Here is a 2,693-nt window from a genome sequence, read left to right as displayed (position 1 = left end):
ACAAACAGAGATTAAACTGAAGAGTTTGATCCTGGCTCAGATTGAACGCTGGCGGCATGCTTTACACATGCAAGTCGAACGGCAGCGCGGGGCAACCTGGCGGCGAGTGGCGAACGGGTGAGTAATATATCGGAACGTACCCAAGAGTGGGGGATAACGTAGCGAAAGTTACGCTAATACCGCATACGATCTATGGATGAAAGTGGGGGATCGCAAGACCTCATGCTCCTGGAGCGGCCGATATCTGATTAGCTAGTTGGTGAGGTAAAGGCTCACCAAGGCGACGATCAGTAGCTGGTCTGAGAGGACGACCAGCCACACTGGAACTGAGACACGGTCCAGACTCCTACGGGAGGCAGCAGTGGGGAATTTTGGACAATGGGCGCAAGCCTGATCCAGCAATGCCGCGTGAGTGANTCTGATTAGCTAGTTGGTGAGGTAAAGGCTCACCAAGGCGACGATCAGTAGCTGGTCTGAGAGGACGACCAGCCACACTGGAACTGAGACACGGTCCAGACTCCTACGGGAGGCAGCAGTGGGGAATTTTGGACAATGGGCGCAAGCCTGATCCAGCAATGCCGCGTGAGTGAAGAAGGCCTTCGGGTTGTAAAGCTCTTTTGTCAGGGAAGAAACGGTGGGAGCTAATATCTCTTGCTAATGACGGTACCTGAAGAATAAGCACCGGCTAACTACGTGCCAGCAGCCGCGGTAATACGTAGGGTGCAAGCGTTAATCGGAATTACTGGGCGTAAAGCGTGCGCAGGCGGTTTTGTAAGTCTGTCGTGAAAGCCCCGGGCTCAACCTGGGAATTGCGATGGAGACTGCAAGGCTTGAATCTGGCAGAGGGGGGTAGAATTCCACGTGTAGCAGTGAAATGCGTAGAGATGTGGAGGAACACCGATGGCGAAGGCAGCCCCCTGGGTCAAGATTGACGCTCATGCACGAAAGCGTGGGGAGCAAACAGGATTAGATACCCTGGTAGTCCACGCCCTAAACGATGTCTACTAGTTGTCGGGTTTTAATTAACTTGGTAACGCAGCTAACGCGTGAAGTAGACCGCCTGGGGAGTACGGTCGCAAGATTAAAACTCAAAGGAATTGACGGGGACCCGCACAAGCGGTGGATGATGTGGATTAATTCGATGCAACGCGAAAAACCTTACCTACCCTTGACATGTACGGAAGGCCGGAGAGATTTGGCTGTGCTCGAAAGAGAGCCGTAACACAGGTGCTGCATGGCTGTCGTCAGCTCGTGTCGTGAGATGTTGGGTTAAGTCCCGCAACGAGCGCAACCCTTGTCATTAGTTGCTACATTTAGTTGAGCACTCTAATGAGACTGCCGGTGACAAACCGGAGGAAGGTGGGGATGACGTCAAGTCCTCATGGCCCTTATGGGTAGGGCTTCACACGTCATACAATGGTACATACAGAGGGCCGCCAACCCGCGAGGGGGAGCTAATCCCAGAAAGTGTATCGTAGTCCGGATCGCAGTCTGCAACTCGACTGCGTGAAGTTGGAATCGCTAGTAATCGCGGATCAGCATGTCGCGGTGAATACGTTCCCGGGTCTTGTACACACCGCCCGTCACACCATGGGAGCGGGTTTTACCAGAAGTAGGTAGCTTAACCGCAAGGAGGGCGCTTACCACGGTAGGATTCGTGACTGGGGTGAAGTCGTAACAAGGTAGCCGTATCGGAAGGTGCGGCTGGATCACCTCCTTTCTAGAGTAGCACTGGAGTCAGCCTCAAAACTGAACTCATCATCAAGCGTCCGCACTTATCGACTGTTGAACAAGAAGAACACAGTTTCGGGGCTGTAGCTCAGCTGGTTAGAGCACCGTGTTGATAACGCGGGGGTCGTTGGTTCGAGTCCAACCAGCCCTACCAGTCGTACCCAATGGGGGATTAGCTCAGCTGGGAGAGCACCTGCTTTGCAAGCAGGGGGTCGTCGGTTCGATCCCGTCATCCTCCACCATTTACCTGGTACCGAAGCCTGAAAGTGCAAACGTAAGCGAATGACGCTTAGGTTTGGTCTTTTANNNCGGGTCTTGTACACACCGCCCGTCACACCATGGGAGCGGGTTTTACCAGAAGTAGGTAGCTTAACCGCAAGGAGGGCGCTTACCACGGTAGGATTCGTGACTGGGGTGAAGTCGTAACAAGGTAGCCGTATCGGAAGGTGCGGCTGGATCACCTCCTTTCTAGAGTAGCACCGGAGATTGAAAAGTCTCATCATTGAGCGTCCACGNGGGGAGCTAATCCCAGAAAGTGTATCGTAGTCCGGATCGCAGTCTGCAACTCGACTGCGTGAAGTTGGAATCGCTAGTAATCGCGGATCAGCATGTCGCGGTGAATACGTTCCCGGGTCTTGTACACACCGCCCGTCACACCATGGGAGCGGGTTTTACCAGAAGTAGGTAGCTTAACCGCAAGGAGGGCGCTTACCACGGTAGGATTCGTGACTGGGGTGAAGTCGTAACAAGGTAGCCGTATCGGAAGGTGCGGCTGGATCACCTCCTTTCTAGAGTAGCACCGGTCCTAGAGACCAGTCACCAAACGCTCACACTTATCGACTGTTGATCAGAACTGTACTTATTCAAGGCTAGCGCCTTCGATAAGTGTAGTTTTCGTTCTTTAACAATCTGGAAGAAGTAAAGTTTTTTTAAGCGTGCAAACGGATCAGCAATGATGCGAG

At 53.1% G+C, this 2,693-nt stretch carries 2 tRNA genes and 1 rRNA gene; all 3 read left to right on the top strand.

Going from position 1 to position 2,693, the window contains the following annotated elements:
• The first annotated feature begins 13 nt into the window (after positions 1 to 13).
• The 3 genes from QWL29_RS26365 (at position 14) to QWL29_RS26355 (ending at position 1,973) form a co-directional block, all read left to right on the top strand.
• A 16S ribosomal RNA gene (locus tag QWL29_RS26365) occupies positions 14 to 1,720 on the top strand.
• A gap of 88 nt (positions 1,721 to 1,808) precedes the next feature.
• Positions 1,809 to 1,885, top strand: a tRNA-Ile gene (locus QWL29_RS26360).
• Between the two features lie 12 nt (positions 1,886 to 1,897).
• Positions 1,898 to 1,973: transfer RNA gene (locus QWL29_RS26355), tRNA-Ala, on the top strand.
• Positions 1,974 to 2,693: the final 720 nt, after the last annotated feature.

Source organism: Massilia brevitalea, from assembly GCF_030711405.1.
In the GTDB taxonomy this organism is placed as follows: Bacteria; Pseudomonadota; Gammaproteobacteria; order Burkholderiales; family Burkholderiaceae_D; genus Telluria; species Telluria brevitalea.
Note: the sequence above shows the minus strand (reverse complement) of the source record. Positions and strands in the feature narration are given on the sequence as shown.